This is a genomic window from Lysinibacillus sp. HST-98 (genome assembly GCF_016757845.1).
In the GTDB taxonomy this organism is placed as follows: domain Bacteria; phylum Bacillota; class Bacilli; order Bacillales_A; family Planococcaceae; genus Lysinibacillus; species Lysinibacillus capsici.
Genome location: NZ_JAENHX010000002.1, coordinates 288,568 through 311,311 on the forward strand (window position 1 = coordinate 288,568; position 22,744 = coordinate 311,311).

Below are 22,744 nucleotides of genomic sequence, written 5' to 3' on the forward strand. Positions count from 1 at the left end.
AGGCACTCTCAAAAAGGTGCCTTCTTTTGTTATCTATCAACGCTTGTCAAAGCTGTAAAAATGTAGTTAAAAAGGTGCATGTATTTCTTTAGTCACCCTACTAATATTCGTTTTTTTGTAGACTTAATAGTTTTTATAGCCTATAATAATCCGTGTTATTATCAATAAACGAACATTAAGGTGGTTTTTATGTCTGAATATACGCATATTTTTAAAGGAACAGCTTTTACTAGTAAATCTGCTACTGACGTTCACATTTTAAAGGATTATTTATTTTTCATTAATGCTGACGGCATGATTGTTAAAACTGTCGCTCCTGAACAAGCTGATTACCAACAACTATTAATTACATATCAAGATCAAAATAACTTCCACGCATTAGCTGAAGGGCAATATTTCCTACCAGGATTTGTCGATTTGCATGTACATGCACCTCAATGGGCACAATCTGGGACAGCTTTAGACATTCCCCTTTACGATTGGTTAAACACATATACTTTCCCTATCGAATCAAAATTCTCCGATTTAGCATTTGCTCAAGAAGTTTATGAGGATTTAGTAAGCACACTACTTGCCAATGGTACAACTACCTCATTATATTTCGCGACAGTTCATAAGGAGGCCAGTGTACTTTTAGCGAAAATCTGTGCTGAAAAGGGGCAGCGAGGATTAGTCGGAAAAGTAGTCATGGACGATCCGGAACAGAATCCAGATTTTTATCGAGATGAAAACACAAAAACCGCATTACAGGATACGGAGGAATTTATTTTAGCTGTAAAAAATTTAGCCAAAACGACTAAACAGGGTGTTTATCCTGTTGTCACTCCTCGCTTTATTCCAAGCTGTACAGACGGTGCCTTAAAGGGTTTGGGTGAATTAGCTGCGAAATACGATACACATATTCAATCACACTGTAGTGAAAGTGACTGGGAGCACAGCTACGTCAAAGAACGATTCAACAAAAATGATGCCGTTGCCTTACATGACTTTGGTTTGTTAGGTGAGAAATCTGTCATGGCTCATTGTAATTTCTTAAGCGATGAGGATGCCAGATTATTTGCTGAAACTGGCACTGCCATAGGCCATTGTCCAATCTCTAATGCCTATTTTGCTAACAGCGTGATTCCAATCGCCCGCTTTCATGCAATGGGCGTTGATATTGGACTAGGTTCAGATGTATCAGGCGGATTTTCTCCAAGTCTTTTTGATAATGCAAGACAAGCTGTTATGTCATCGAGAATGCTAGAGGATGGTGTAGATACAACTATTTCCGCCGAAAAGCGTGGTATCCCAAATTCACGCATTACAATAAATGAGGCCTTCTATCTTGCGACAGCTGGTGGTGGAGAAAGCTTAAGTCTTCCAATTGGCCGTTTACAGGAAAACTATACATGGGATGTACAAATTATCGATACAAAAATTCCTACTGCTAGGCTTCCGATTTTTGATCAAAATGAAGATTTACACGATATATTCCAAAAAATCATGTATCTTGTACGCCCAGAAAATATCCGCGAGGTATGGGTGCAAGGAAATAAAGTTCATACGAGAGGCTAATCATTCTCTTAATCTCTAATAAAAATCTATCATTTTGAGGTGTACAACATCGTGGAAACACAACATAGAAAACTAACTAATCAAACAAAACAAACACAATTAACCGTATTACCAGATGAAAAAATTTCGCTCGGTCAGTCTGCTCTTCTCGGTTTACAGCATGTTATGGCTATGGATGTTTATGTGGTGCCTTTTTTAATTGCCATGCTAATCGGTCTACAAACTGGTCAGGCAAGCGCATTGATTCAATCAACCTTTATTGCTGCTGGGATCGCGACAATTGTGCAAACACATTTTTGTATGAAATTACCGATGGCACAAGGTCCATCTTATGTTCCACTTGGTGCCATTGTTGGGATCTATGCAGCAAGTGGTAGTGGTGATTTAGGCTGGAATACGGTGCTAGGTGCTAGTTTAATTGGAGCCATTTTGGTTATTATTTTAGGTTATACAGGAATCTTCAATAAAATTGTCCAAACATTTATTCCACCCATTGTTGGTGGAACGATTATCTTTGTAGTAGGACTGTCCTTAATGCCTGTTGGTTTAAGTGATAATATTTTTAATGGAGCAGGTGCATCCATAAATCAAAACATTTATTTAGCGCTGATCACAGCATTCGTGTTAATTATTTGTGTCATGTTAGGCACAGTCTTCCATCAAAAAGGACGTCTATTCCGAATTGCTTCTGTCATCATTGCCTTAATTGCTGGTAGTATTGCAGCAAATATCATGGGTGTTTTAGATTTATCTCCTGTATCGCAAGCCAAATGGTTTAGCATGCCACAAATTCCATTTGCAGATTTTAGTTTTAGCTTTAATTTTTCCGCTATTATCACAATGGTCATTATATATATTGTCTTAATGGCAGAAACAACAGGAACATGGTTTGCTATCAGCAATGTCATCGACCAACCTTTGACAAATAAACAAATTAATCGTGGTGTGATTGGTGAAGGAATTGGCTGCTTTATTGCTTCTTTATTTGGTTCCACTCCTGTTACTGGTTACTCAACAAATGCAGGTGTTATCTCTATTACTGGGATTGCGAGCCGTCGTGTCTTTATAGCTGCAGGTATTTGGTTTATCGTTTTCGGCTTCTCTGGTAAACTAGCAGCACTCATCTCAGCCATTCCTTCAGCTGTTATCGGTGGTGTATTTGTGATCGTCTGCGGCATAATAGCCATTAGTGGTTTACAGGTCATGAAAAATGAACATATTGGTGAAAAGGAAATGTATGTCATCGCGATTCCTGTTATTTTAACGTTAGCATTGACATTATTGCCTGATGATTTCCTGTATTCCTTACCTACAACTGTGCAGTATTTATTTGGTTCGCCTATTGCAACCGCTGCGCTCGTAGCGATTTTCCTTAATAAAATTTTACCAAGCTCAAAATAGTAGCTATCTACAACACACAGCATCTTTAGTCCATTAGGATTGCAGGTGCTGTGTCTATTTATTTTCTAAAATTTCTGTTTCCTTTTCTATAAATCTGTTATACTAGAGCAAAAAAGTAGGGATTAGAATGGACTATGATGTCATAATAGTTGGTGCTGGCTCCATGGGGATGGCGGCTGGTTACTATTTAGCAAAGGAAGGGAAAAATGTACTTATGCTAGATGCCTTTACGCCACCACATGAAGAAGGTAGTCATCATGGGGATACAAGAATCATTCGCTTTGCTTATGGTGAAGGAGCTAGCTATGTACCTTTTGTAAAAAGAGCTGGCGAGCTTTGGCAAGAGCTAGAGTCATTAGCAAATGAAAGCTTATTTTTACAAACTGGTGTAGTTAATATTGGTGCGTCAACATGTGCCTTTATTCAAAATGTGAAGGCTAGTGCTGCGCTCTATAATTTAGCACTTGAACACTATTCACCTGCTGAGGCGATGAACAAATGGCCAGGGTTATTCTTACCAAAAAATTTAGTTGCTTGCTTTGAACCAACTGCTGGTGTCCTTCGTGTTGAAGCATGTATCCAAGCCTATAAAAAATTAGCCTTAGAGGCGGGTGCAAGCCTCCGAACAAATGAAAAAGTATTGGCTATCCAAGCTAGTGATATTGTACAGGTACAAACAGTACATAATAGCTATAAAGCAAAGCAATTAATAGTAACGGCGGGTGCATGGGCAACAGAGCTACTACAAACAGTGGACGTGAGCATACCCGTTACACCAACGCGGAAAACCTTTGCATGGTTTGAGGCAGATGAGCAGCTGTATCGTGATGAAGTTTTTCCAGCCTATTGCTTTGAATTTGCCGATTCAACCTACTACGGTTTTCCAAGTATTGAAGGAGCGGGGTTAAAACTTGGACGACACGATGGTGGTGATGTGGTGAATCCAAACGACCCTCTACGTCCGTTTGATGCGTCTGATGCTGTTGACTTACAAAACTTCATTGATCAGTTTATGCCTCAGCATGGAACGCTTAAATACGGAAAAACATGTAAGTATTCGATGACACCAGATGAAGATTTCATTATCGACTTTTTACCTGAACATCAGAATATTGTGATTGCTGCAGGTTTTTCTGGTCATGGCTTTAAATTTAGTAGTGCCGTTGGGGAAGCTCTTGCAGATTTAATTGTAGAAGGCAAAAGTAAACAAGATTTATCTCCCTTTAAACTTAGTCGATTTTAGCAAAAAAGGATTGGTACAACGGTTAGACGTTGCACCAATCCTTTATTTTGTTAACATTGTTTGAAACTGTTGCCAATCATATAAACGTGGAAAATTTACATGCTGGTTATAAGATTGATTCTTTAAGATTACCTTAGTTGTCACATCATGAAGTGTCTCAAGTACTGCTGGTTTATCATCTACATAAATATCTAAAGCAAGCTCTTTTATAATGGCTACTTTTTCTTTATCTTGCATGCCACAGAAAAAATGACCGTCTGTTATTGGAAAGCCCTGTGCTTCCATCCAAGCTTTTGTTTGCGCACAATATTGTTTTGGACGAGATGTAATATAGTAAATGTCATGTCCCTGCTCTGCTAAAGCTTGGAGGGTTTTTAATGCACCATCAAAAGATGGACAGTCCGTAAAATAGATTTCTTCCAATGCGCTATTCCACATGGCTGAACCTTCCTCATCCGTTAATCCAAATGGTTCATGAATTTCTACTCGTTGTATCGCTTGAAAGGTTTCAAAGGAAACATTTTTGCCAAGCTTTTTATTATAAAGTGAAAAGGCATGTGCTCGTAAATCAATTAATGTATCATCTATATCAAAGCCAAACTTCATCTAGTTGTTCGTCCTTTCACGAAGCCTTGTTTATAAAGTTAGAAGCAAATGTCTGCTCTTTTTCAATTTGTTTTGCTAATACTTCCTCAATGGCTTGCTCACGCATTTGTTGAAAATATTGTACGTTAAATTGTGCTAGTGTGTCTTTATTTAGCAAGGATGCAAGACAATCTGCATCTTTTAGTGCACTATTCAGCCCAAAAGCGCCTGTTGGTGTCATTGTGTGAACGGCGTCCCCTAGCAAGACAAGGCCCTTTGTCCCCCAACTATTACAATGGCTACTAAAGACATCAAGCAAAACAAAATCCTGCCAGGAGGTTATTTGTTCCTGTACTGTCTTCGTTAATGCTGGAAATGCCTCCACAAGCTGCTGGATAAAGGGTGTAAATGCTAGTTTTCGAAGCTGAGGGAAACTACCTTGCTCAATATTCCAGCCTATTTGAAGATAACCACCAACTTGTGTAAACAATGACAGCTGCTTATCATCGATGAGTGCCATTTTTATAGATGGTTCCCAATCAGCTGGTGCAGGGATTTTAGCCCACAGTAAATCAAAGCCATGCTTCTGTTTCTGAACATCAATATGTGCTTGCTTACGAATAGTAGAATAACGACCATCCGCACCGATAATTAACTGACTATTGATTTTTATAGGGTCTCCGTTTTTTATCGCCATAACGCCTCTATAATGACCTGTAGCATCCGCAATTAGCTTTGTAACCTTTGTATGTAGCAGGCATGTAAAGTTAGGGAACAGCTGTGCTTTTTGTAAAATTCCTTTTAATAAATTTGTCTGTGGTACATGAATGCCTAAATGTCCTATTGCTTCATCTGGATGAATTGTTTTAAATGCTCTGCCACCAGCATAATACTCGAGCTTCTCCATTCGTAATATCCCGAGTGCCTCGACTGCTTCAAAAAGATGGTGGCTTTTTAAAACAGCCTCCCCCTCCTCATTTAAATGCTCGCCACGAAATGCCTGACCAAGTGCTACATTTTGCTCTAATAAAATCACTGACAGCCCTTTTTTAGCAAGTAGGTAGGACAACAATGCACCAGCAGGCCCTGCCCCTACTATACAGACATCTGCTTGATAGTTCACTTTTCTTCACCCTGCTTTGGATAAGCAATAATACGCAAATCCTCGCCTATTTTATCAAATGAGGCAAACTCAACATTCCATGCCTCATCCATGAGAGAGGGATTATAGCCAGCAAACGGCGTTAACGATAGTTTTCCACCCAAAACTTTAGGAGCTATATATACTACATATTTATCGATTGCACCTTGCTGTAAAAAGGAAGCATTTATTTTACTTCCACCTTCTAGCAAAATATCTGTTATACCGTGCATATAAAGTTTTTCAAGCATCTCATCAATCTGTAGTCCATATTCATTTTTTTGTACAGGTAAAACTGTAACACCTTTTTCTGTAAATAAATGAATCTTTTCTTGGCTTACGTCGTCACTACAAACAAGAATCGTTGGTGCATCCTCTGTATTTAAGACATTTGCATTGTCAGGTGTACGTAGAGAACTATCCATAATAATACGTGTTGGATTTTTTCCATATCCTTGTTTTAGTCTTGTTGTTAAAGAAGGATTATCAGCAATGACTGTACCTACGCCAACTAAAATTCCATCTATTTCATGACGAATATTGTGAACATCCTCACGTGCAGCCTCTCCAGTTACCCATTTTGAATGTCCTGTATGCGTAGCAATTTTCCCATCTAATGTCATAGCAAATTTTGAAATAACAAATGGACGGTGTGTAAGCATATTGTGAATAAAACGCTCATTTAAACGGCGCGCTTGTTGCTCTAAAACCCCTACTTCGACCACTATTCCGGCATCTTGTAGCAATTGGATGCCACGACCTGCTACAGCTGGATTTGGATCTTGCATAGCAACTACCACTCGACTGACACCAGATTCCTTCACTAAATTGGCACAAGGTGGTGTCTTACCATAATGTGAACAAGGCTCTAATGTTACATATAATGTAGCACCCATTGCATGCTCTCCAGCCATTCGAAAAGCATGCACTTCAGCATGTGGTTCCCCTGCTTTTCTGTGTAAACCTGTGCCTACAATCACACCGTTCTTCACGATTACAGCTCCAACAAGTGGATTAGGGTTCGTATTTCCTTTAGCACTAGCTGCTAAATCCAAAGCCAGTTGCATATACTTTTCATCTACATTCATCATCATCGCAACCTCCACCTATTGCTTTTCACGTATATGTCCAGATTTTTCAACTTTCGTTTCTAAATAAAAACGATTCGTCTCTGTCAAACCGCCCCATAAAGGAACATGCCCTTCCGCAGCCATGCCACGAGCCTGTAATGCAGCCAATTTCTTCGGATTATTTGTAATGAGTGTTACTGGTTTGGTACGCAGTGTAGCTAATACCGCAAGTGCTTCGTCATAGGATCGTGTATCATCTGGAAAGCCAAGTGCATGGTTTGCTTCAACTGTATCGAGCCCTTCCTCTTGCAATAAATAAGCAAGAGATTTAGAGAATAGTCCAATACCACGACCTTCATGATCAGCTAAATAAAATATAGCTCCACAGCCATGCTCAACTATCATTTTCATAGATTCATGCAACTGGTATCCACAATCACAACGTTGGCTGCCAAATATGTCGCCTGTGTGACAAATACTATGCATTCGGATTAAAGCACCTTCTGAATGGGTAAAATCACCATATACAAGCACAGAGGATTGTTGTAAAAATGCTAAATTGGCAGCGGCTAATCCATCAATGATTTCTTCTTTAGTTAAATCCGCATCAATTTTAAGCCAGTTATACCATTGAAAAGTTGCAGAAAAATCACCTTGTTTTACAGGTAATTTCACTGGCCCAACTAGGCAAATATTCTCTGTATTTGTATGCTTTACTAATGTCATTTTATCTTTCACTAAGTCCATCACTTTAGTCGTAATTGTCATATTAATCTCCAACCTTCTATAGAAACAGTTGGCTAAATTCACCAACTGAGCACATGTATTTTCACACCACTTACATAACGTAACTTAGTTTATAATAATAACTAAAAAGTGTCAATCAACAGCTATTACTCTTTCATTATAATTATTAAAGATGAGAATTTTATTATTACTTTTTCATCATATACTACTAGCTTATGGAGATGCTATTTTTTCTGTGCAGGCTAGTCTATAATAAGCTTTGGTACAGTAATGACGAAAGGAAGTTTAACATGAACTTAGAAAAAAATGTTCAACTAAAGCAACCAAAATATCAACAAATAGCCATTGATCTCGCCTCCAAGATTGTTGAAAGAAAATACAGCATTGGCGATAAAATATATGCAAGATCCTCTCTTGCCAGTCAATATAATGTTTCCGCTGAGACTGCAAGAAGAGCTATTGCCGTTTTGCAAGACTTAGAAATTGTTGAAGCTTCAAAAGGTAGCGGTGTAATTATAAAATCGTATGAAAAAGCGGCTCATTTCGTCAGACAGTTTCATGATGTACAATCGATTCATGAAATACAAAATGAGCTTTTGACAAGTATTCAAAAGCAACATCATGAATTGATTAATTTACAAGACAAGGCAAAGCAACTCATTAGCCGCACAGAGCATTACCGATCAGTCAATCCGTTCATTCCTTATCAATTAGAAATGACAGCTGATAGTCCATGCATTCATCAAACTGTACAAGCTTTAAATTTTTGGCAAAATACTTCTAGTACGATCGTAGGTATTCGCCGTGGCAATGAATTATTACTATCCCCCGGTCCTTATGTCTCATTTGAAGAGGGGGACATTATTTATTTTGTTGGAAATGATGAAAGTTTCGCTAGAGTTCAAAGCTTTTTATACCCAAATTAAAATCCGTTTAAGCGCTGATATAACAGCGTTTAAGCGGATTTTTTCTTATTTGTCGATTTGACAAAAGTAACAACCCTTTGCTACAGTAAGGTTGTTACTTGTTTATTTTTGGGTATCATTATCCTCACATAGTAATAATCTACGAAAGGAGTGCTTCTATGGAAAAAATTAAAATAGAACACGTATCAAAAGTGTTTGGCAAACATATTCCCCAAGCACTAGAACTCGTTAAGCAACAAAAAAGTAAGACTGATATCTTAAAAGAAACAGGTGCAACTGTTGGTGTATACGATGCAAGCTTTACTGTCAACGAAGGAGAAATCTTCGTTATTATGGGATTGTCAGGAAGTGGCAAATCCACGCTTATACGGCTTTTAAACCGCCTAATTGAACCAACGAGCGGAAATATATATATCGATGGAGAAAATATTTCTACCATGGGAAAAGAAAGTCTACGGTCTGTAAGAAGAAACAAAATGAGCATGGTTTTCCAAAACTTCGGTTTATTCCCCCATCGTACATTACTTCAAAATACCGAATATGGCCTTGAAATTCGGGGTATTTCAAAAGAAGAACGGCAAGCAAAAGCTGAACAGGCTTTAGAAAATGCCGGATTACTCGCTTATAAAGACCAGTATCCAAATCAGTTATCAGGTGGTATGCAACAGCGTGTAGGTTTAGCACGAGCCCTTGCTAATGATCCTGAAATATTACTAATGGATGAAGCATTTTCAGCCCTTGATCCATTGATTCGCAAGGAAATGCAAGATGAGCTACTCGATCTACAACAAACATTGAAAAAAACAATTTTATTTATCACACATGATTTAAATGAAGCATTACGCATCGGGGATCGCATTGCCATTATGAAGGATGGCTCTATCATTCAGATTGGTACGGGAGAAGAAATATTAACTAACCCAGCAAATGATTATGTTAAAACATTCGTGGAAGATGTGGATCGTTCTAAAGTATTGACAGCTGAAAATGTCATGGTACGTCCAGTTTATGTCAATACAGACTTAGATGGCCCTAAAGTGGCACTAAAGCGTATGCGTCAAGAGGCTGTTAGTTTATTAATGGCTGTTGATAAAAATAGACATTTAAAAGGCTATATCACTGCAGACGATGCACTGGCTGCAGCGAAGAAACAAGAGCAAACCGTCCATTCTATTGTGCAATCGGAAGTGTTAACCGTTCCACCAGATATGCTACTACAGGATATTTTAGGGATGATTTATAATTCTCCTACTCCTATTGCCGTTGTGAAAGATGGTCGCTTGCTTGGTGTACTAATTAGGGGCGTTGTCATCCAAGCACTGTCAACTAGCGATGAGGAGGCCGAAGCACATGAATAACTTTTTAGATAATATTCCAACATTGCCACTAGCTCAGTGGGTAGAATCAGCTATGGACTGGTTGACGAGTAATTTTTCAGCGTTCTTTAACTCTATTCAGCAATTCGGAAAACTACTCATGAATCAGGTCACTGATTTATTAATTAGTATCCCAGCCATTATTCTTATACTTCTTGTCGTGATATTTGCCTTCTTCGTTTCAGGCAAAAAGTTAGGGCTTGCTGCATTCTCATTAATCGGCTTGTTGTTTATTTATAACCAAGGATTATGGACTCATCTTATGGAAACAACCACGCTTGTGATCTTTTCCAGTATTATATCCATCATCATCGGTATTCCACTAGGTATCTTAATGTCAAAATCAACGGTAGCTGAAAACATTATTAAACCAATACTAGATTTCATGCAAACAATGCCTGGCTTTGTCTATTTAATTCCGGCTGTTGCCTTTTTTGGTATTGGTATTGTACCTGGAGTCTTTGCATCCGTTATCTTTGCTTTACCCCCTACTGTACGTATGACAAACCTCGGTATTCGTCAAGTACCAAAAGAATTAGTGGAAGCTGCAGACTCCTATGGTAGTACAGCTAGCCAAAAATTATTTAAAGTAGAAATTCCACTTGCTAAATCAACCATTATGGCAGGGATTAACCAAACCGTTATGCTGTCACTTTCTATGGTAGTTATTGCCTCTATGATCGGAGCTCCTGGTCTAGGACGTGAAGTATTAACAGCCCTACAACGTACCCAAGTTGGGAATGGCTTCGTTGCAGGATTAGGTTTAGTTATTTTCGCGATCATTATTGACCGTTTAACACAAAGCTTCAATAAAAAGAAAGCATTATAGAAATGTCATCTTTCTTGCTACCATCCATCCTCCGATGGATGTCGGCAGTTTGATACAAAATGATGAAGAGAAAGGGAGATTCGATGAAACTGAAAACACTATCAAAGTTAGGAATGGCTCTAGGTCTAGGCTTCATGCTTGCTGCATGTAGTGGAGGCGACTCAGGCTCAAGTTCTGGAAAAAACAGTGATTCTAAGGAGGTAAACCTAGCCTATGTTGAGTGGGATACAGAAATTGCCTCAACAAATGTTGTTGGGCAGGTACTCGAAGATTTAGGTTATGATGTAACATTAACTCCTTTGGATAATGCGATCATGTGGGAGGCTGTCTCCAAAGGAGAGGCTGATGGAATGGTTGCTGCTTGGCTACCACATACACATGCTTCACAATATGAAAAATATAAAGCTGATTTAGATGAGCTAGGTGAAAACCTTGCTGGTGCAAAAATCGGTTTAGTTGTACCAAGCTATATGAATGTCAATTCAATTGAAGATTTATCTAATGAAGCAGATCATACAATCACTGGTATTGAGCCAGGTGCGGGCATTACTGCTGCTACAGAAAAAGCATTAGAAGAATATGATAATTTAGCAGATTGGAACTTTATTACTTCTTCTTCTGGCGCGATGACAACAGCATTATCAAAAGCACTGAAAGATAAGGAAGAGATTATTGTCACAGGCTGGTCACCACACTGGAAATTTGCGAAATATGATCTTAAATACTTAGAAGATCCAAAAGGTGTATATGGTGGAGAAGAAACGATTAATACATTCGTACGTAAAGGCTTAAAAGAAGATTTACCAGCTGTATATTCAGTACTCGATAACTTCCACTGGACAGCAGAAGATTTAGAAAGTGTTATGTTAGAAGTAATGGATGGTAAAGATCCAAAAGATGCTGCGAAAGAATGGGTTGATGCCAATCCTGATAAAGTGGCTGAATGGACAAAAGATGTAAAAAAATAATATAAAAACAGGCACTCCTTTTATGCAGGAGTGCCTGTTTAATTATGATAGCAATTTCAACATGATTGCTGCTCCTAATACAAGGACAATACAAACGATGCGTCGCCAGTCCTTAGATTCATTAAAAAACAGCATACCTAGCAGTGCTCCTCCAGCTGCACCAATCCCTGTCCAGATCGCATAGGCAGTACCCATTGGCAATGTTTCCATCGCATAGGCAAGGCCTGCAAAACTTAAGGTGAATGCACCAATCAACAGTCCTAAATTTTTCATACTCTTCGTCTTATTATATTTACTAATCATATATACGCCCAACATCTCACATACCCCTGCAACAACTAATGCCATCCATGCCATTATTCACTCACCTCTTGTTCCTTAGGCTCTCCTGTTACTAGCTTTAAGCCTACAACTCCTGCAAGTAACACAACAATACATATGATTTTTGCTAATTTCCACGGCTCTCCAAATAGCAAGCTATCCGCACATACAGTACCAGCTGTTCCTAATCCGACAAAGATTGCATAAACGGTCCCAACTGGTAGATGCTCACCTGCTTTAATGAGCAAATAAAAACTAATAAAAATGGCAATTGCTGTACCAATCCATTCTAGTACACTTGTTGCATGCTTTAACCCAATGACCCAGCCAACTTCAAAGCAAGCCGCTATAATGACGCTGATCCATTGTTTATTCATCATAAATCCCTCCGTTTTATAAGACACGGCCGACTAATTGGATGATCCAACTACTTTTTCAGCATTCGTCAAATGACTTGATTTTAGCCAAACAAAAAAGCCTGAAGAAACTGTCTTTAAACAGTATCTCCCAGGCTTTTATCCTTCCGTGTCACAAAATCAATTTGTGGTTTTCTCTCGGACCAGACTAGCAAGCGCTACGGAACCCTAGAAAACTTTTATTCGATTATTACTCTTAGTATAGCAAACTATTCAATGATTTTCCACTGGTACATAGCCAACCTTTTCTACCATTGCCTGCCCCTCCTCAGAAAGTATCCAATCAATCAGTTTCTGTACATTTTGATTTTCCGTTCCTGCTGTGATGGCATAAAATTCAGACACTAAAGGATATGTACCATTTTGAATATTCTCTTTTGTTGGTGCTACTCCGTCAATGGATAGTAATTTGATCTTTTTGTTACCAACCATCTCTGTAGAATAATATCGAAACGTAAAGCCCAAGGCATTTTTATAATTTCGATATTGCGACACTTCACGAATGATTCCGCCCATTCCTGATGCAACATCTTCAGTGGGTGCCTCCATGATTGGCGTATTGCCCATCAGCTTTTCTAGTGTCGTTTGGCTTCCACTATCTGCTGGGCGTTGGAAAGCACGAATGGCCTCATCCTCCCCACCCACTTCACGCCAATTAGTTATTTCTCCAGCATATATTTTTTTGACCTGCTCAAGTGTTAAATTATCGATTTTATTTTTACGATGCACAAAAAAGACAAATGCCTCTCGACCAATTGGCGTCATATCAAATGTAAGTCCTTCCTTTTCTGCTTGCCATTCTTGTGAGGTGGACGGGGCTGCCACAAAGATCAAATCAACATCTCCAGCTATTAAATTTTGATAGGCCTCTGGTGTACGACTTACTTGAACTCTACTATTATATGGAGGATATTCCCCTTTGGGATAAGTAGCCTCCACAAAAGCCGCATATAAAGGGTACATGGCTGTTGCACCATCTAGTCGTGGTAATGACTCTGTCAATTGTAAGGAAGCTTTATTTTTCACTATTTCATTGCCAGGGACAAATGGCTGATAGACTGTTACATCAATTTCCGCATCAACAGTGGGAATACTCATTTTATAATAATGTTGAATCGGTTTAATGGCTGCAATCAACAGGGCGATTCCCATGACACCAAATAGCAAGCCCCTTCGTTTTTTTGTGTTGGTCCATTTAAACATGCTACAAACAATCCAGACAAATAAACAAACGGGTATAGTAAAGACCAAATTAATTAAATGCAGCCCACCACTTAATGTGATAATGAATGCAACCATTAATGTCACAACGGATAAACCAATTAGTATCGATACTATTTGTATAAACTTAAGCATACAAAGACCTCCCTAGTGTAATTTTACACTCCTTACACCAATGGTACCCGAAAGCTAAAGCATTCACAACTATATATTCTGAAAATTATGGTAGAATTAATTTTGTCTTGATTTTAATGAATGCTTTTTGTACGAATGTGGTATATCAAATATAGAAAACGCTCTTTATAGAAAAAGAAGCTTTTCGAATAATCTCAAAAATCTTGACAACTATGCTAAGGCATAATTGATATAAGTAGGAGGATGTACATATGGCAATCGAAAAAGTACGTCGCCATTTAGCACAATGGCATGTAGAACACAAAATACAAGAATTAGAAGAAAGCTCCGCAACAGTTGAATTAGCAGCACAGGCACTTGGCTGTGAGCCAGAGCGCATAGCAAAATCTTTATCTTTTCTTGTAAACGATGGAGCGATCTTAATTGTGGCTGCTGGTGATGCTAAGATCGATAATGCAAAATATAAAGCCGTATTTGGTACGAAGGCAAAGATGTTATCCAAAGATGATGTAGAGACGATGATTGGCCATGATGTCGGAGGTGTATGTCCTTTTGGTGTGAACGAGGGCGTAGCCATTTATTTAGACGAATCTTTAAAACGTTTTACTACAGTATTTCCAGCGTGCGGTAGTAGTAATTCAGCCATTGAGGTAACCATTTCAGAACTTGAAACATATGCTCCCTATAAAGAATGGATTGATGTCTGTAAAGGCTGGAATGAATAGGGACCAAACGATTGGCGATACTTTTAAAAGTCTCGCCAATTCATGTTGTGGAAAAAAGATAATATCGCTAGGAGAAATAATACCTTTTTGCAAGGTAAGGGTTGATTTCCGTTCTGCCAGCGTCCTTTCCAGGGCGCGTCCAATGAGCCGCTTCTCTCACTTCCGTTCGCTCCAGGGTTTCATCAGTGACGCTAAATCCCCTAGGAGTGACGCTGGCTCCTCTCCAATCAACCATTCTGCAAAGTGTCTTTACTTTTTTCATAGTAGCATAGTAATAAAATCGCCCATTATCTGTATTCATAGAGGGGATAAGCTCTTATTTTCAATGTGGAGAAGTGATGAGTGACAAGAAGTGAACACCTTCACTTTATTTGAAAAGCTTTGCTAAAAAGATAACACCTTTGTAGGTTGGAGTGGAAGGCTACTTGACTCCCGTGGGATAGCGAGTCAGGCGAACCCCTAAACGGAGCGGAGCGAAGGAAGCGGTTCGGCGCTCGCCCACAGGAAAGCAAGTAGCCTGCAACGGCAATCCATTTTCACCTTCTAAAAAAATTTTATGGGTGGTTTTGTTTTTCAGCACTATAGATTTGTTATTCCTTGTAACCAACGGCTAACCAATGTGAATCCCATTCTGTAATTTGATTGCCTACCCGACAGCTTAAACCACATGCTCGATTATCAGCAACAAATGAGCCAATTAGCCACTTCTTAGCGTGATATCCTTCTTTTAACTGCACTGTTATGCTAGGCATCTCCACATATTGTTGATAAATAAACAAATTATCAACATAATGTTTGGATGTGGAAGCATTTACTCTCCGCCCACTTCCTTCGTAAATTTCTACTGTATTTCCCTCACGTGAATAAACAGGCTTCTTGACATAAGGTACATCATCTCGAATAAATGGTTCTGCTGTAAGGTATGTAGGAAGCATATATTGCAAAATAGCTGCTCGTTCCTCGGAAGTAAAGAGCAATGGATCATTTCTCCGCTCCCATATTAACCATAATAAGATTTTCGATTGTAATACATAGGCAGCAGGTGGATTAATAATTGCCAGCTGTCGTTTTTTGACAAGCTCTAAAAGATGCAATCCAATGCGATCACCATCCGCTGCCACATCATCTATTAAAAACTCTACAGGGTGTGCGGGTCTAAATAAAATATCAATTTTCTCCATTGTAGGTGTATAAAGACCTTGTGCTACCTCAGACGTGTCACTAGAAAAGATGATAAGTTCTTGAATGGGCACATACTCAATGTCAAAAGGAATACAGGACTTGATAAACTGTACCTGGCAATACTCTTCGTAGTCCTCTTTCGCTGTTTTTCCTGTGATGACAATCTTTGGTTTTTTGACATTATGTAAGTATTGGATGGCAGCAAAAAGAGCGCCCGACAATGCTTTTTGTAAGGCTGTTACATCATTTGGATTTTTATAGCCAAAATGCTGACATAGTGCGTCATTCATCTTGAAGGTTTCTTGTACAAGAAAAGGTGTTTCTCCATTTAGCTCTAAACATTTAATGTAGCCCTCCTCTGTACAAATAAAATCAAAGCGTGCCAGAATTGATTGCTGCTGCAAATAATCTAATTGAATATATGGGATCATTTCCGGTCGAATACCTAAGGCTAAGAGCTGATCGACCGATAAATGTTTGAATTGTTTCCCAACTTTTAAAAAGATGTGCCAAAGTATTTGTGTTGCATAATGAAGTTGATCAATTTGTTGCTTTGGCAATTCTATAACATCATATAATGCATACTCTAAATCCTCAAAGTCAGGAAAGAAGTCAGGGAAATTTGAGTAAAATACTTGTCGTCGCTGTGTGTGATTCATCATGTTCTTCACTCCCTATCCAAACCTTACGAGGAGGACGAGCCCCCACGAGATGCCCCACCAGAACCAAAGCCCGATTTCCCTGTGCTTGAGGAAGAGCTATTGGAATAGGAATTGGAACTCTGAGATGAACTATCTGTCGAATAGGAGCGTTGTCCACTCGAATAAGAATTTGATCCACTTGAAGTTGAGCTACCTGAGGTTGAGCTAGCCTTATTTTGCGTACTGTTTGTTATACCATTTGTTGGTTTACTTTCATCCTTAGCGTTTGATGACGATCGTGGCACTGCTGAGCCGCCACCATTGCTTTGCTCATATCGATCTGTACCATTTTTTAAATTGCGACTTTTGTATATCGCACTTCCTATCATGGCTCCAGCCGTTGCATACATCAAACCATTAAAGAAATGCTGTGCATAGTAAGGTGAATTTTCATCGATACATTCAAAGGAACCATCTTCACCTTCTTGCCATTCATCACAGGCATCAGCCATTTCACTATTGTAAACACTTTCTATTTCATCACTTGTATTTGCTTGATTTTGATCTTCAGTTATCTGATTAGAAGTAGTTAAAGGGTATTCTTCTGCTGTTTGAGTTTCACTATTTCCACATGCTGCTAGCTGTACAGCCATCAAAGATGCTGTTGTCACAGCCATATATTTTTTTATTTGCTTTGCCATATTATAAACGCTCCTTTATTTCGAGTACCTAGTTTACGATTATCTCCTATTTTAGGTTTCATTTTTTACAAAAACATACAATTTATTTTAGCAGAAAAAATCCCAAACAGTAGGATTGTTTGGGATTTACAGTATTTTATGATTGTTTGGACACGACTTTTTTTCCATAAGTCATATATCGCCATAATTTTTCAAATGGCCCTATTGTAAAGAACTTAAACCAAATCACGCTAAAAATTATTTGAATGATAAACGTAATACTCGCTATCACTACAATATCTGATGGTGAAACTACTTCTAGCCCCATTAATGAAATGATGGCAGTTCCAATAAAGCTTTGCGCTAAATAATTTGTAAAGGCCATTTGCCCCACACGTCCAATTGGCTGAAGTAGCTTCGCTATTGTTTTATGTTCTAATAGAATAAACAAACAACTTAGATAAAAATAGGTTGTTGGAACAACCCCTAAGCCAATGATAAATTGAAGCTGTTGGTCATCTGCTTGTGAGGCAAACCAAATCCATAATGAAAATCCAATAAAGAATGGGAAAGTACTGTAAAGCAGCCGTTTTATTTTTTGACTATGCGCTCCAATATGCCCAATCCAATCAGCTTTTGCTACTAAAAATCCACTTAAAAACATAATAAAGATGGCTACGGCATCATTGCCTAAAAAGCCAAATATAGCTGACGAAACCGCATTAGACGGCATATACATTTGTCCTAATAATGCCAGAATATGCAGTGTGATAATCGTAAACAACCATTTAGAAATGGTTGAAACCTTCGCAGAGTAAAATGGTAGCAATAAAAACCCAATCACTGCGTAAATGGCTAGGATAGAGCCCCAGAAAATAAAAATATGAATAATACCTATAACCAATAAAGCCAATAAGCGTCTTGCAAAGCGCATTCTCGGTCTATCGCCTCGCGCTTCTGCACGTGTAGCAAAAATATAAAAGCCAACCCCAAATAGGAATGAAAAGATTGAGAAAAATTTCTTTTCTATAAAAATATTAATAAGTGAATCAATAACCCCATTGATTCCACTCATATCAGGCATTGGTGCACCCTCTATTATGAGCTGATAGGCACCTACATTAATAAATAAAATACCAAATAACGCTAATCCTCGTATAATATCTAAGGAAACGATTCGTTCTTTTTGTGTAACGGATGGCTTCATGTTGAAAAACTCCTTATCTTTTATGCTATAGCTAGCATAACTCCCCATCCTTACAACTAATTATTTTTAAGCTTACAGGAACCTTACAAATCAAAAAGAATAGTCTTATAGTTTTTTATCCTCTTCTACGATGAAATATTACATATTTTATAGTAAAAACATCGAAAAGAGAGGTTTAGGAGATGAATAGAAATCGCAAGCTTGGTTTTTGTTATCCCGGCTACCGATACTGTGGTCCTGGCTGCTCAGGACCAGGTACGCCTACAAATGCAGTGGATGCTTGCTGTAAACTGCATGATGAATGCTATGAACGCCACGGTAGCACAAAATACTGTGATGAATTGTTTCAACAATGCCTCCGTCCCCATATGAACACTCCAAATAAAATGGCTAGAGACGCTAGACTATTCTATCGAGTTTTTGAATTACGCAATCGTTTCTTTTAAAAGCAGATAAAGCTCACGATGTTTTTAATAACCGCGTGGGCTAGCTTTTTGTATAGATAGTATATTTTTGTGGTGTCGTAAAACCAAGCTTTGTGCCTAGGTGAATGGATCCTGTATTCGAAATATCACAATCCCAACAAGGCTTTAGCTGGTTGACAAGACAATGGTCTATAAATGCTTCTGCAATGCTACTTGCTAATCCTTGTCCTCTAAATTTCGAATCTGTCATAATATCAATTTCTGCATACTCATTTGATTTAAATATAGAGACTGCTTCACTAATGATTTGTTCTTTATGTACGAAACAAAAGCCAAAGCCATTTTTGAGGAAATTAGAGGTAGAATCCCAATATTCCTCATAATATGTCTGATCAAATTCCAGTGAATTTTTAATCAAGGGTTCAGTAATAGATTTGACTTCGTAATCACGTTCCCCATGCTTCTCTCTATGATTATAAATATTTTCATGAAATGTAAATGTATAGCGTTCTAGCTTTCTCAGCTGATTATTTAACAATTGTTCGATTTTAATATTCCACTGTTCAGAATAAGAAAATAAGGTAAACCGTTTCTGTTGTTCCATAGCCTGTTGAAAACAATAGGCAAGCTGATGATCAATCGAAGTCTTACTTTCATCACCATATACATAATATATACCTGATTTCGTGTGGAATAATAACGTTTGGTAAGCAACTGTATCCGTATAGACAGTTCCTTCTATCATTCGATCTAGTATACTATAAACAAATGTTGGAGCTGTTTTTATTGTTTGTTTTATAAGTGGGTAATGTTCTTCCGTGACAGTCTTCATGTAAATTCCTCCAGTATTTTGCAGTATGTATCATTTCTATTATAATAAACTTAATTTATATGAAGGGACTGAATTATGCACAGATAGCAATATTTTTCATCCAACATCAACATAATTTTGGAGGTAAAAGTATTGATTGAAAATATCGACACGGAAAGATTGCAGTTACGAAAAATGGAGAAAGCTGATGCTAAAAGCTTATTTGCCATTTGGTCTGATCCTGATGTAACAAAGTATATGAATATTGCCCAGTTTACACAAGAAGAGCAGGCCTTGGAAATGATTGAACTTCTAGAACAATTAGCTAAGCAACACAAGGCAATCCGCTTCTCTATTTTTGAAAAGGCATCCGACCATATCATTGGCTCATGTGGATTTAATCTGCTTGATTATGACAATGCTCTAACAGAGATTGGCTATGATTTGAGCAAGGAATATTGGGGAAAAGGCTATGCAACAGAAGCTATAACTGCTTTAATTGATTATGCCTTTAAGCACTTAAAAATGGAAACAATTGTGGCAGAAGTTGAGGCTGCCAATATCAATTCAATCAAGGTTTTAAAAAAATTGAACTTCATTTACCAAGAGAAGCACAATACTAAAGATACTCTACAACTTTACACTTTAACAAAATCGTAATAAGAAAAGGCTAAGCATGGTAGAATTCAACCAATACTTAGCCTTTTTAATTAATGATACATGCCGTGATTAATTTTCCCTGTCAGCTTTTCTATTTGTACTTCAAATAGTTCAATTTTCGGCATAATCGGATAGCCTTCTCTTTCAAATGTCCATTCAGGATTGCCATACTTCTCCAGTAACGCATCAAAGAACCATTCTTTTTTCGTTTCCTCTTCAATTCTTTCGATATGTCCAAACAAAACCACACTTTGATAAACTAGTGCGGATTGACAAGCATATTTTTTGCCTGGATGTAAATCACCCATATCGCAAACTTCTATACAAATTTTAGGATTTTGTTTGATATTTGTCCAAAAGTGACTTTCTCGAAGATTACCAATATGCAAGTATAGTTTGTCCTCCCCTTCATATACATAGACAAATGGAATAACATAAGGAAAACCTTCCTAATCAACTGTTGCAACATGCGCCACTTTTCCCAACTTTAGGTATTGCTGTGCATCCTCTTGTGAAATTTCTACACGCTTTTTTTGAATCGTACCTCTCATCATTTCTTAACCCCCTCATGAAATTATGTAACGATTAATAAACGTCGTTAAACCGTTTATTCCAAATATATATATATTTTACATCTTTAAAAAAACTAAAAAAGGGTAAATTTTTTCAGTAGAATTATAAAAGCCAAGGATGCACTAGTATAGCATCCTTGGCATTCTTGTTATTTAATTGGAATCCAAATTTCTGAATACGAATCAGGGCTATAAGCATCCTCTTCAGGATAAACCTCCAACTCCGCTGTTCCTGCTGGTTCATATGGGTTGGATGGGAACCACTCTGAATAAATTTGTTTCCACGTATTTTGCATTGCATCAGGCATAGGTCCATGTACTTCAAAGATAACCCATTTGGATGCAGGTACTTCCATTGTTAAGAGATCTTCTCCTACTTCTCCTACATGATCAGTAGCAATCCAATAATCAATGAAGCCCTTTTGTCCCTGTTCAGTATTTGGTACACAAACACCTAATACGCCATTGACTGTGCCATTATTTAATTGATATAGCTGATGATCAAAGCCACTTTGGTTTATCTCTTGCCAAAATAGAGGTATTTCCGTTGTGTTCTCTCCATTTTGACAGTTGTATGTTCTTTTTACACCCACAATTTGAAACTTGTCTTTTTCAATAATTTTATATTTCATTGGTTCTGCTCCCTTCAAGCTTACCTGTATGACCAGGCGATTATATGATTGTAATGGTCCTTGCTTCTTTCTTGCTTCACTAGGCGTTACATGGTGCTGTTTTCGAAACGCTTTAGTAAAGGCTTCAGGAGTTTCATAGCCGTATTTGTAGGCGAGATCGATTATTTTTTGTTCAGTACCCAGCAATTCTTGTGCAGCTAACGTTAATCTTCTTCGCCGTAGATAATCAGCAATAGACATATCTGTCAAAATGGCAAATGTTCGCTGAAAATGAAAGACAGAGGAATTAACCTCCTGTGCAATCTGTTCAATCGTAATATCCTCTAATAAATGTTCCTCCATATAATTAATGGCCTTCTGTATCGACTCAACCCAACTCATTGCTCTCACTCCTTGATTCCATCTTAAAATAGATATTGCTGTATAACCTGTCTTTTTATGCTAACTTCGGACAGGTTAAATGGAAAGCATTTTTTGACTAGCTCCCCACTTTTAATTTCTTATCACACTCACTATTTTTTCTTAAAATTCCATTGTAGTAAAAATCAAAAAAACATCCAAAATATTTCTAAAATATATTTACAATAGTTTCTATTAAATGGTAAAACGGTATAAGAGAAGATATAGGGGGACTTTGCGATGAAATGGCTAGGTGCTGCTGCTATTTGTTTGAATGAAAGTAATCAGTTATTAATGGTTTTACAAGGAACTGTTGATGAAGAGAAAACTTGGACTGTGCCATCAGGTGGAAAAGAGGCCACGGAAGATTTTAAGACTTGCTGTATACGAGAAGTTTATGAAGAAACAGGCTATACAGTAGATATTATTAAGGAAATTTATTATAAGGACAATGAAGTAGTGGAAGTTCGCTATTTTCAAACCATCTTAACAGGTGGACAAATGATGATACATGATCCCGATGAATTAATATATGACATAGCATGGAAATCTAAAGAGGAAGTAGCACTTTTACCCCTAACATTTCCAGAAGATCGGGTATTTCTCTTATCGTTATTTAAATAAAAAAAAGTCACGTCTCATCGACATGACCCTCTTGTTAAATGGTGTAATCGTTTTGCTGATAAATAATTAAAGCGGAATGGATGACCGTCTGCTCTCCAATAAAGAGCGTATTGTATTTGATATCAAGTATGAAAAAGCCTTTTAAATCTACTAAAGCTCGGTTAATATCAAGTTCAAATTGCACAATATCATTGTTTTGAATTGTCACAACTTGAGTTATCTGTGTCATTGTCCACACTCCTTTAATCTT

General features: G+C 37.9%; 24 protein-coding genes, 1 pseudogene and 1 riboswitch. Of the genes and pseudogenes, 11 read left to right on the forward strand and 14 right to left on the reverse strand.

Translation table 11 applies throughout. From position 1 onward, the window contains the following. Nucleotides 1–189: 189 nt before the first annotated feature. From guaD to solA, 3 genes are all read left to right on the forward strand, one after another. Nucleotides 190–1,557 carry a guanine deaminase gene (gene guaD, locus JIN86_RS07060; protein ID WP_202341583.1) on the forward strand — a complete coding sequence of 456 codons (1,368 nt, stop codon included), beginning with the start codon at nt 190–192 and terminating at the stop codon, nt 1,555–1,557. A 51-nt stretch (nt 1,558–1,608) separates the two neighbouring features. Further along, complete coding sequence (locus JIN86_RS07065; protein ID WP_004232316.1) at nt 1,609–2,958, forward strand: uracil-xanthine permease family protein; 1,350 nt, start codon at nt 1,609–1,611, stop codon at nt 2,956–2,958. 127 nt (nt 2,959–3,085) lie between these two features. After that, nucleotides 3,086–4,201, forward strand: a complete 1,116-nt coding sequence (gene solA / locus JIN86_RS07070) for an N-methyl-L-tryptophan oxidase (RefSeq protein WP_202341584.1) — start codon at nt 3,086–3,088, stop codon at nt 4,199–4,201. Nucleotides 4,202–4,243: 42 nt separating this feature from the next. Here solA and JIN86_RS07075 read toward each other — a convergent pair whose 3' ends face one another. The 4 genes from JIN86_RS07075 to JIN86_RS07090 are packed head-to-tail and all read right to left on the reverse strand — an operon-like array spanning nt 4,244 to nt 7,765. Continuing rightward, a complete protein-coding gene (locus JIN86_RS07075) occupies nt 4,244–4,807 on the reverse strand; it encodes a 5' nucleotidase, NT5C type (RefSeq protein WP_009370742.1) in 564 nt (187 codons plus the stop codon). A 16-nt stretch (nt 4,808–4,823) separates the two neighbouring features. After that, the gene (locus tag JIN86_RS07080; RefSeq protein WP_202341585.1) at nt 4,824–5,909 is read right to left on the reverse strand and encodes an FAD-dependent monooxygenase; all 1,086 of its coding nucleotides are present in this window, start codon (nt 5,907–5,909) and stop codon (nt 4,824–4,826) included. Further along, nucleotides 5,906–7,018: a bifunctional diaminohydroxyphosphoribosylaminopyrimidine deaminase/5-amino-6-(5-phosphoribosylamino)uracil reductase RibD gene (gene ribD, locus JIN86_RS07085; protein ID WP_004232306.1), complete on the reverse strand. Its 1,113-nt coding sequence runs from the start codon at nt 7,016–7,018 to the stop codon at nt 5,906–5,908. Before ribD ends, JIN86_RS07080 begins: the two co-directional genes overlap by 4 nt. A 15-nt stretch (nt 7,019–7,033) precedes the next feature. Beyond that, the gene (locus tag JIN86_RS07090; protein ID WP_004232304.1) at nt 7,034–7,765 is read right to left on the reverse strand and encodes a GTP cyclohydrolase II; all 732 of its coding nucleotides are present in this window, start codon (nt 7,763–7,765) and stop codon (nt 7,034–7,036) included. A gap of 269 nt (nt 7,766–8,034) precedes the next feature. On the opposite strand from JIN86_RS07090, the gene JIN86_RS07095 reads away from it, so the two are divergent. From JIN86_RS07095 to JIN86_RS07110, 4 genes are all read left to right on the forward strand, one after another. Next, nucleotides 8,035–8,670, forward strand: a complete 636-nt coding sequence (locus JIN86_RS07095; protein ID WP_004232302.1) for a GntR family transcriptional regulator — start codon at nt 8,035–8,037, stop codon at nt 8,668–8,670. A 158-nt stretch (nt 8,671–8,828) separates the two neighbouring features. After that, a complete protein-coding gene (locus tag JIN86_RS07100; RefSeq protein WP_004232299.1) occupies nt 8,829–10,028 on the forward strand; it encodes a quaternary amine ABC transporter ATP-binding protein in 1,200 nt (399 codons plus the stop codon). Then, nucleotides 10,021–10,875: an ABC transporter permease gene (locus tag JIN86_RS07105; protein ID WP_004232297.1), complete on the forward strand. Its 855-nt coding sequence runs from the start codon at nt 10,021–10,023 to the stop codon at nt 10,873–10,875. The genes JIN86_RS07100 and JIN86_RS07105 overlap by 8 nt, the downstream gene beginning before the upstream one ends. A gap of 83 nt (nt 10,876–10,958) precedes the next feature. Further along, nucleotides 10,959–11,843 carry a glycine betaine ABC transporter substrate-binding protein gene (locus JIN86_RS07110; RefSeq protein WP_004232296.1) on the forward strand — a complete coding sequence of 295 codons (885 nt, stop codon included), beginning with the start codon at nt 10,959–10,961 and terminating at the stop codon, nt 11,841–11,843. A gap of 42 nt (nt 11,844–11,885) precedes the next feature. On the opposite strand, the gene JIN86_RS07115 is transcribed toward JIN86_RS07110, so the two are convergent. From JIN86_RS07115 to JIN86_RS07125, 3 genes are all read right to left on the reverse strand, one after another. Beyond that, nucleotides 11,886–12,200, reverse strand: a complete 315-nt coding sequence (locus JIN86_RS07115) for a DMT family transporter (protein ID WP_004232294.1) — start codon at nt 12,198–12,200, stop codon at nt 11,886–11,888. After that, nucleotides 12,200–12,541 (reverse strand): DMT family transporter, encoded by a 342-nt coding sequence (locus tag JIN86_RS07120; protein ID WP_004232293.1) that lies wholly within the window; start codon nt 12,539–12,541, stop codon nt 12,200–12,202. Before JIN86_RS07120 ends, JIN86_RS07115 begins: the two co-directional genes overlap by 1 nt. Before the next feature lie 125 nt (nt 12,542–12,666). Continuing rightward, nucleotides 12,667–12,763, reverse strand: a riboswitch (guanidine-I (ykkC/yxkD leader). Nucleotides 12,764–12,793: 30 nt separating this feature from the next. Further along, nucleotides 12,794–13,936 carry a PstS family phosphate ABC transporter substrate-binding protein gene (locus tag JIN86_RS07125; protein ID WP_004232291.1) on the reverse strand — a complete coding sequence of 381 codons (1,143 nt, stop codon included), beginning with the start codon at nt 13,934–13,936 and terminating at the stop codon, nt 12,794–12,796. A gap of 251 nt (nt 13,937–14,187) precedes the next feature. On the opposite strand from JIN86_RS07125, the gene JIN86_RS07130 reads away from it, so the two are divergent. Then, nucleotides 14,188–14,661, forward strand: a complete 474-nt coding sequence (locus JIN86_RS07130) for a YbaK/EbsC family protein (protein ID WP_004232289.1) — start codon at nt 14,188–14,190, stop codon at nt 14,659–14,661. A gap of 590 nt (nt 14,662–15,251) precedes the next feature. Here JIN86_RS07130 and JIN86_RS07135 read toward each other — a convergent pair. The 3 genes from JIN86_RS07135 to JIN86_RS07145 all read right to left on the reverse strand — a co-directional run bounded on the left by JIN86_RS07135 (nt 15,252) and on the right by JIN86_RS07145 (nt 18,371). Beyond that, nucleotides 15,252–16,505: a glutathionylspermidine synthase family protein gene (locus JIN86_RS07135; RefSeq protein WP_202341586.1), complete on the reverse strand. Its 1,254-nt coding sequence runs from the start codon at nt 16,503–16,505 to the stop codon at nt 15,252–15,254. Between the two features lie 23 nt (nt 16,506–16,528). Continuing rightward, a complete protein-coding gene (locus tag JIN86_RS07140) occupies nt 16,529–17,185 on the reverse strand; it encodes a hypothetical protein (protein ID WP_202341587.1) in 657 nt (218 codons plus the stop codon). Nucleotides 17,186–17,321: 136 nt separating this feature from the next. Further along, entirely contained in the window at nt 17,322–18,371 is a 1,050-nt protein-coding gene (locus JIN86_RS07145; protein ID WP_202341588.1) for a DUF418 domain-containing protein, read from the reverse strand. Nucleotides 18,372–18,553: 182 nt separating this feature from the next. Between JIN86_RS07145 and JIN86_RS07150 the strand changes: the two genes are divergently transcribed. Then, the gene (locus tag JIN86_RS07150) at nt 18,554–18,817 is read left to right on the forward strand and encodes a Parvovirus coat protein VP1-like protein (RefSeq protein ID WP_009370734.1); all 264 of its coding nucleotides are present in this window, start codon (nt 18,554–18,556) and stop codon (nt 18,815–18,817) included. 40 nt (nt 18,818–18,857) lie between these two features. Here the strand turns inward: JIN86_RS07150 and JIN86_RS07155 are convergent, their stop codons facing one another. Further along, on the reverse strand, nt 18,858–19,628 hold the full coding sequence (locus JIN86_RS07155) for a GNAT family N-acetyltransferase (RefSeq protein ID WP_202341589.1): 771 nt from the start codon (nt 19,626–19,628) through the stop codon (nt 18,858–18,860). Between the two features lie 132 nt (nt 19,629–19,760). On the opposite strand from JIN86_RS07155, the gene JIN86_RS07160 reads away from it, so the two are divergent. Continuing rightward, entirely contained in the window at nt 19,761–20,267 is a 507-nt protein-coding gene (locus tag JIN86_RS07160; RefSeq protein WP_202341590.1) for a GNAT family N-acetyltransferase, read from the forward strand. Nucleotides 20,268–20,317: 50 nt separating this feature from the next. Here the strand turns inward: JIN86_RS07160 and JIN86_RS07165 are convergent. Then, a pseudogene (locus tag JIN86_RS07165) lies at nt 20,318–20,704 on the reverse strand (pyridoxamine 5'-phosphate oxidase family protein); the annotation flags it as partial. A gap of 284 nt (nt 20,705–20,988) precedes the next feature. Next, nucleotides 20,989–21,852, reverse strand: a complete 864-nt coding sequence (locus JIN86_RS07170) for an AraC family transcriptional regulator (RefSeq protein WP_009370724.1) — start codon at nt 21,850–21,852, stop codon at nt 20,989–20,991. A 258-nt stretch (nt 21,853–22,110) separates the two neighbouring features. On the opposite strand from JIN86_RS07170, the gene JIN86_RS07175 reads away from it, so the two are divergent. Next, nucleotides 22,111–22,494 (forward strand): NUDIX hydrolase, encoded by a 384-nt coding sequence (locus JIN86_RS07175; protein WP_004232234.1) that lies wholly within the window; start codon nt 22,111–22,113, stop codon nt 22,492–22,494. A gap of 34 nt (nt 22,495–22,528) precedes the next feature. On the opposite strand, the gene JIN86_RS07180 is transcribed toward JIN86_RS07175, so the two are convergent. Further along, on the reverse strand, nt 22,529–22,723 hold the full coding sequence (locus tag JIN86_RS07180; RefSeq protein WP_004232233.1) for a hypothetical protein: 195 nt from the start codon (nt 22,721–22,723) through the stop codon (nt 22,529–22,531). Between the last annotated feature and the right edge of the window lie 21 nt (nt 22,724–22,744).

Excerpts from the sequence above, each read along its gene's own strand:
- JIN86_RS07125 (WP_004232291.1), bottom strand. The coding sequence starts at position 13,936 with ATGCTTAAGTTTATACAAATAGTATCGATACTAATTGGTTTATCCGTT.
- JIN86_RS07095 (WP_004232302.1), top strand. The coding sequence starts at position 8,035 with ATGAACTTAGAAAAAAATGTTCAACTAAAGCAACCAAAATATCAACAA.
- JIN86_RS07135 (WP_202341586.1), bottom strand. The coding sequence starts at position 16,505 with ATGATGAATCACACACAGCGACGACAAGTATTTTACTCAAATTTCCCT.
- JIN86_RS07115 (WP_004232294.1), bottom strand. The coding sequence starts at position 12,200 with ATGGCATGGATGGCATTAGTTGTTGCAGGGGTATGTGAGATGTTGGGC.
- JIN86_RS07090 (WP_004232304.1), bottom strand. The coding sequence starts at position 7,765 with ATGACAATTACGACTAAAGTGATGGACTTAGTGAAAGATAAAATGACA.
- ribD (WP_004232306.1), bottom strand. The coding sequence starts at position 7,018 with ATGATGAATGTAGATGAAAAGTATATGCAACTGGCTTTGGATTTAGCA.
- JIN86_RS07120 (WP_004232293.1), bottom strand. The coding sequence starts at position 12,541 with ATGAATAAACAATGGATCAGCGTCATTATAGCGGCTTGCTTTGAAGTT.
- JIN86_RS07175 (WP_004232234.1), top strand. The coding sequence starts at position 22,111 with ATGAAATGGCTAGGTGCTGCTGCTATTTGTTTGAATGAAAGTAATCAG.
- solA (WP_202341584.1), top strand. The coding sequence starts at position 3,086 with ATGGACTATGATGTCATAATAGTTGGTGCTGGCTCCATGGGGATGGCG.
- JIN86_RS07110 (WP_004232296.1), top strand. The coding sequence starts at position 10,959 with ATGAAACTGAAAACACTATCAAAGTTAGGAATGGCTCTAGGTCTAGGC.
- JIN86_RS07180 (WP_004232233.1), bottom strand. The coding sequence starts at position 22,723 with ATGACACAGATAACTCAAGTTGTGACAATTCAAAACAATGATATTGTG.
- JIN86_RS07155 (WP_202341589.1), bottom strand. The coding sequence starts at position 19,628 with ATGAAGACTGTCACGGAAGAACATTACCCACTTATAAAACAAACAATA.
- JIN86_RS07145 (WP_202341588.1), bottom strand. The coding sequence starts at position 18,371 with ATGAAGCCATCCGTTACACAAAAAGAACGAATCGTTTCCTTAGATATT.
- guaD (WP_202341583.1), top strand. The coding sequence starts at position 190 with ATGTCTGAATATACGCATATTTTTAAAGGAACAGCTTTTACTAGTAAA.
- JIN86_RS07140 (WP_202341587.1), bottom strand. The coding sequence starts at position 17,185 with ATGGCAAAGCAAATAAAAAAATATATGGCTGTGACAACAGCATCTTTG.
- JIN86_RS07075 (WP_009370742.1), bottom strand. The coding sequence starts at position 4,807 with ATGAAGTTTGGCTTTGATATAGATGATACATTAATTGATTTACGAGCA.
- JIN86_RS07105 (WP_004232297.1), top strand. The coding sequence starts at position 10,021 with ATGAATAACTTTTTAGATAATATTCCAACATTGCCACTAGCTCAGTGG.
- JIN86_RS07130 (WP_004232289.1), top strand. The coding sequence starts at position 14,188 with ATGGCAATCGAAAAAGTACGTCGCCATTTAGCACAATGGCATGTAGAA.
- JIN86_RS07100 (WP_004232299.1), top strand. The coding sequence starts at position 8,829 with ATGGAAAAAATTAAAATAGAACACGTATCAAAAGTGTTTGGCAAACAT.
- JIN86_RS07170 (WP_009370724.1), bottom strand. The coding sequence starts at position 21,852 with ATGAGTTGGGTTGAGTCGATACAGAAGGCCATTAATTATATGGAGGAA.
- JIN86_RS07150 (WP_009370734.1), top strand. The coding sequence starts at position 18,554 with ATGAATAGAAATCGCAAGCTTGGTTTTTGTTATCCCGGCTACCGATAC.